General features: G+C 45.4%; 4 protein-coding genes. 2 read left to right on the top strand and 2 right to left on the bottom strand.

Annotated features, from left to right (window positions below; translation table 11 throughout):
• Positions 1–1,076: carbohydrate porin (locus QTO00_RS14475; RefSeq protein WP_331425424.1), on the bottom strand; the 1,076-nt coding region annotated here is incomplete at its 3' end.
• Between the two features lie 382 nt (positions 1,077–1,458).
• On the opposite strand from QTO00_RS14475, the gene QTO00_RS14470 reads away from it, so the two are divergent.
• Both QTO00_RS14470 and QTO00_RS14465 read left to right on the top strand, forming a co-directional pair.
• The gene (locus tag QTO00_RS14470) at positions 1,459–2,139 is read left to right on the top strand and encodes an SDR family oxidoreductase (RefSeq protein ID WP_331425423.1); all 681 of its coding nucleotides are present in this window, start codon (positions 1,459–1,461) and stop codon (positions 2,137–2,139) included.
• Positions 2,140–2,180: 41 nt separating this feature from the next.
• A complete protein-coding gene (locus QTO00_RS14465) occupies positions 2,181–3,170 on the top strand; it encodes a DUF3080 domain-containing protein (RefSeq protein ID WP_331425422.1) in 990 nt (329 codons plus the stop codon).
• On the opposite strand, the gene QTO00_RS14460 is transcribed toward QTO00_RS14465, so the two are convergent.
• Positions 3,167–5,122 (bottom strand): DNA topoisomerase III, encoded by a 1,956-nt coding sequence (locus QTO00_RS14460; RefSeq protein ID WP_331425421.1) that lies wholly within the window; start codon positions 5,120–5,122, stop codon positions 3,167–3,169. The genes QTO00_RS14465 and QTO00_RS14460 overlap by 4 nt on opposite strands.
• Positions 5,123–5,161: the final 39 nt, after the last annotated feature.

The following is a 5,161-nucleotide window of genomic DNA, read 5'->3' as shown; positions in this document are numbered from 1 at the left end:
TCTAACCAAGTAGAGTGCACTTCATTCCATTGGTATTGAGGACGAGCAATTACTGCGTATTCATTTTTCTCGTCAGTATCTGAACCAGAGAAATTCTTATATGACGCTAAGTAATCAATAATAAATTGGTCTGAAGCTGCATAACCGCCTTCAAGACTGACATAAGTCACTTTAAAGTCATCGCCTTTTAGGTCGAACACTGAGTTATCCGCGCCATCGGCGTATTTCATGACCAGCTTGTTTGAATCACCCAATCCCATCACTGCACCAACCTGCCATGCAGTACGATCACTCACTTTAGGGTCTGAAGTCGTGTTGGCTTCATCTGAAGCGAAACCATAATTGGCGTAGAGATCTAGGTTACCAATACCAAGATCGATACTGTGCAGTTTTGAAGTAACCGCATAACGGCCGGAGTCATTACCTAATGCGCCGTCTTCACTATCAACAGCACCAACGATAGCCATATTGAGCTTAGCGCCACCAAGATTTAGGTTGTTGAAACCACCACCTTGACCATCATGACTCATCCAGAAATAGTCGTTTAAACCTTGTTGTGGACGTTGGTGAAAGTCACGCCCTGCCCATAAGTAGAGCTCAGGTTGGCTTTCAAAAACGTTAGTTACACCAGCGTACATCTTCTTCAAATTAACACCGCCCGAAGAGCCCCACTGATCGTTGTTCCAGTCATCAACCATGAACACCAAGTCCCACTTAGCACCGTTGTCTGCTTGGAAGATCTTAGCCAATTGCACTTCACCACCGTTGGCTTCGTTACCCAAACGACCAAGGGAACGACCTGAACTACCGACTTCAACGTAACGTCGATCGCCATTAGAGTAATGCGCACCGTAACGCGCGTAACCAGAGAAAATGATGCCTGAAGGAACTGGAGTATCTGGTGTTAACACAGCGGGTTGCTGATCATTAACGTAGTCGAGTTCAACTAACTTAGATTCCAGCTCTTGAATACGCTGTTCTAGGTCAGAGATATCGGTATCGTTAGCAAGTACAGAGGCAGAAGCAAGCGAAGCGGCCACCGCTAAAGTTATTGGTAAAACTTTGAAGTTTTTCATGTTATTTCCCTAATTATTTTTAGTGTTCTCGTCTTTCGGAACAAATAATAAGTAATGAAACAACTGAAAATGTCGTCGCAACTCACATCCACTCGCTGCGAAAAAGGCCATGAAACTGACCAGGTTACCCGGCGGTATTTAAGTTGAACTCAATTAGAAAGTTACGCTAAAAACGTTTCAAAATAACATCTTGAAATCGTTTTCATTTCATGAAAATCAGCGGATTTTGTCACGAAATTTTGATGAAAATAGTGCAGGAACAATGTGCACTTTATGAAAAGTTTCATATGGATGAAATATTTCATGCCCATTTTGCAATCCCCAGCAAAAGTTGCTTCAATGAGTGGCAACAGCCACCACCTATCGCTATTGGAATGACACTATGAAAACGGTTTTAATCACGGGTGCGAACCGAGGCATTGGTCTTGGACTCGTCAAACACTACCTTGCTGATGGCTGGCAAGTACATGCCACTTACCGCGCAGAAAACCATTCACAAGAGTTACTGCGACTTGAAAGTAAACAACTCGTTTGCCACCCGTGGGATGTCACCGATTACCAGGGCCTTAGTGAGTTTACTAATACACTGCCCGCCATTGATTTACTTATTAACAACGCGGGCTACTATGGGCCAAAAGGCTACGGATTTGGCAATACTGATGTGGATGAATGGCGAAAAGTGTTTGAGATTAACACCATTGCCCCATTGAAATTGGTAGAAGCTTTATATCCAAACCTGCAAAAAGGTCAGCTAAAGAAGATTGCTTGTCTCTCTTCTAAAGTGGGCAGCATGACAGAGAATACTTCCGGTGGTGGTTACATCTACCGCTCGTCGAAAGCGGCACTCAACTCCGTGGTCAAAAGCCTAAGCAACGACTTAATCGACCAAGGCTTCACAGTATTGGCTCTTCATCCTGGTTGGGTGCAAACAGCAATGGGCGGGCCGAATGCTCTGATTGATATCAAAACCTCTACACAGGGTTTAACTAAAGTGATAGAAAACTCCGACCAATCATGCTCCGGTCAATTTATTAACTACAACGGTGATAGCTTACCTTGGTAGTTCACCTATAACTTAGTGATTAAGTTAAAACCACTATGGGTATGAATCGACAATCCTTCACTCGCATCATTGCCATTGCTTGTATCACGACGAGCATCGCTACCGGATGTAGCGACAATACATCTGGAGTGCTGCTTGAAGACTACTTAACTCGTGTCGCCAGAGTGCAGGATGCTGACAAGGTGCCTAAACAAGCGGGTGGTAACACCCAACTTCCACGCAAACGTGACCTAAAAATAGAGATTCCAACTCTCTCCATTGGCCTATTAGACAGTTATCAACTTCGACAGTGTAATCTGTTTAATCTCATTGCGGAGAGAAATTCCATATTAGGTAAGGTGGCTGATGAGTTCAGTAACTATGACTATCAAAGGGCGCTACTGACTGGCGTTGAGCAATGCCTACAAGGCGAAGACATAGAACCTGAGTTAAGAAACACGCTAGCGCTAATCCACCAGCAAAAGAGCTCTCAATTGGCAATGCATCGATGGAACCTACTATTTAGCAGCGACACGATGCAAAAACAGCTAACGGGAAATCAGTGGCTCAGCCAAGACATGCTCTATGCATTCGCTCAAGTTAATCAAGCACTAAACGTTATTAACGATGCTGAGATGGATTCCCAAGTAAAGGTGTTCGATGTACAAGAGGTGCTTGATAAAACAGCGATAATTGGCGACCTCAACTACTCATTAGCAAACACAGCCATTGGATTAAATCGAGTTACACAGCAGCTATCTGAGTATGACGCACTAATAATATGCGGAAAAAATCGCGATACCACTAAGTTTAAGTACTTGAATAATGTCTTTGAGCAACAGTACATCGGCAAAGTACAGCCTTACATGGCTGAATTAGATAGCTACTACCAAACCTTGCTACCAAACCTAGCTATATTTACCCCTCAGCCCTACATCCATCCTTACGAGTATCCGCTACAGGACAACTATCGAGCTTTCCATCAAGCGATACGCCAGCATGTAAACTACTGGCAACAGCTATTTAAACGTTGTGGACGTAAAGTAGGTTAAGCTTTCTTGGACGATGACTTGCCTGACGCCTTCTTACGGTAGCCACCTTTTTTACGCTTATAAGCTGGACGCTCGACTTTAGGCAAGTGGCGCAGCGATGCTGGAATCTCTCCACTACGAACTTGTGTCATCAACCCATCAATACGCTGTTGTAGAGCTTGCATAAAAGGTTGATAGGCTTGGTTGCGCTCCGCCATTCCTTGCAGCTGGTGCTCCCAATTGGCGGTCATATCTGGGAATGTCGACTCTGTTGGCAGCGCATGGATCAAACCTCTTCCAGCAGGCGTACTTAAAATAGACTTACCTTGCCGTTGCAGTAGCTGACGTTTAAAAAGTGTGTCGAGAATACCGGCACGTGTCGCTTCAGTGCCCAAACCATCGGTCTCTTTGAGTATTTTTTTCAGCTCTTTATCCGCAACAAAACGAGCAATGCCAGTCATGGCCTGTAGCAGTGTTGCTTCGGTGAAATGCTTTGGTGGTTCTGTTTTTCGGTCTTTAATTTCGCCTTCGCGGCACGTTAGAACGCTACCTTCAGGTAAAGGAGGAACCGCATCCACGCTCGCGTCCTCATCATCGACTTTGCCCATTAGCTCTTTCCAACCAGCCGAGACAAGCTGACGGCCTTTGGCGATAAAGGTGCCACCTGCGATATCGAACACCAACTTAGCTTCTGCATACACTGCGGCAGGATAGAACTGCATCAGATACTGGCGCGCGATCTGCTGATAGATTTTCATCTCGTTACCCGACAGCGCATTTACAGAGGCCTTTTTCGGTGTAGGGATGATCGCATGATGGGCATCAACTTTTTTATCATTCCACGCTTTCGATTTAATACCGAGATCTGCACCCGAGACAGCATTGGCCAGCTCTTTGGCATTGTTCCCTATCGCATCACATACACTATTTGCTTGGCCGTAGTGCTCCAGTGGCAAGTAACGGCAGTCTGAACGTGGGTAAGTAATCAGTTTGTGTTTTTCATACAGTGACTGACAGGTATCGAGCACCTGCTGCGCACTCATACCAAATCGCTTCGCCGCGTCTATCTGCAAGGCTGATAATGAATAAGGCAATGGTGCGGACTGCTTGGTTTGTTTCTGCTCCGATTCAACCACTTCAGCAGGTTGATTAGCGATTCGATTAGCAACATTCTCAACCAGTTTACGATTAAGTACTCGACCCTCTTCGTCTTGCCATGGTTTACATGCCTCACTCGGCTTCCAGCGGGCTCGAATATCAAATGAACTACCGCCGTCTTGGTATGGAATTAGAGCATGGAGAGTAAAGTAATCACGAGGAATAAAGTTCTCTATCTCTTCATCGCGACGAACCACTAAACCCAGTACAGGAGTTTGTACCCGCCCAACCGATAACACGCCTTGGTAGCCAGCCTTTTGCCCAAGTAGGGTATAAGCACGCGACATGTTCATACCGTATAACCAATCCGCGCGTGAACGTGCCAAAGCAGATACCGATAAAGGGATAAAATCTCGATTGCTGCGCATCTGATTCAACGCACGTTTCACTGCAGGCAAGTTCAAATCGCTGATTAAAAGACGCTGAGTCGCCTCTTTTTTGCTTTTGCTCACTTTGCAATAATCCAATACTTCATCCACCAGCAACTGCCCTTCTCTATCTGGGTCTCCGGCATGGACTATTTGGTTCGACTCTTTAAGTAGCTTTCTGACTACGGAGAGCTGCTTACTGGCTGACTTTCGTGGCCTGAGTTGCCACTGCAGTGGGACAATAGGCAGATCAGCAAGATTCCACTTTTTATACCGCTCATCATAGGCGTCAGGTTCAACCTGTTCGAGCAAATGACCAATACACCAAGTCACCACATCACCATTACCGCAACGAATAAAACCTTGGTCATTTTTCTTCGGCCCAGGTAATGCAGCTGCGATAGCACGACCAAGGCTCGGTTTTTCGGCAATAAAGAGACGAGACATAAAATAGAATCAGACAGATACAATAAGGGCCACATTACG

Source organism: Vibrio sp. M260118 (genome assembly GCF_036533755.1).
In the GTDB taxonomy this organism is placed as follows: domain Bacteria; phylum Pseudomonadota; class Gammaproteobacteria; order Enterobacterales; family Vibrionaceae; genus Vibrio.
The sequence above is the reverse complement of the archived record's forward strand: the minus strand, read 5'-3'. Positions and strand labels throughout refer to the sequence as shown.

What these genes read in the sequence shown, in the direction of transcription:
- QTO00_RS14470 (WP_331425423.1), top strand. Translation starts at nt 1,459, where the DNA reads ATGAAAACGGTTTTAATCACGGGTGCGAACCGAGGCATTGGTCTTGGA.
- QTO00_RS14460 (WP_331425421.1), bottom strand. Translation starts at nt 5,122, where the DNA reads ATGTCTCGTCTCTTTATTGCCGAAAAACCGAGCCTTGGTCGTGCTATC.
- QTO00_RS14465 (WP_331425422.1), top strand. Translation starts at nt 2,181, where the DNA reads ATGAATCGACAATCCTTCACTCGCATCATTGCCATTGCTTGTATCACG.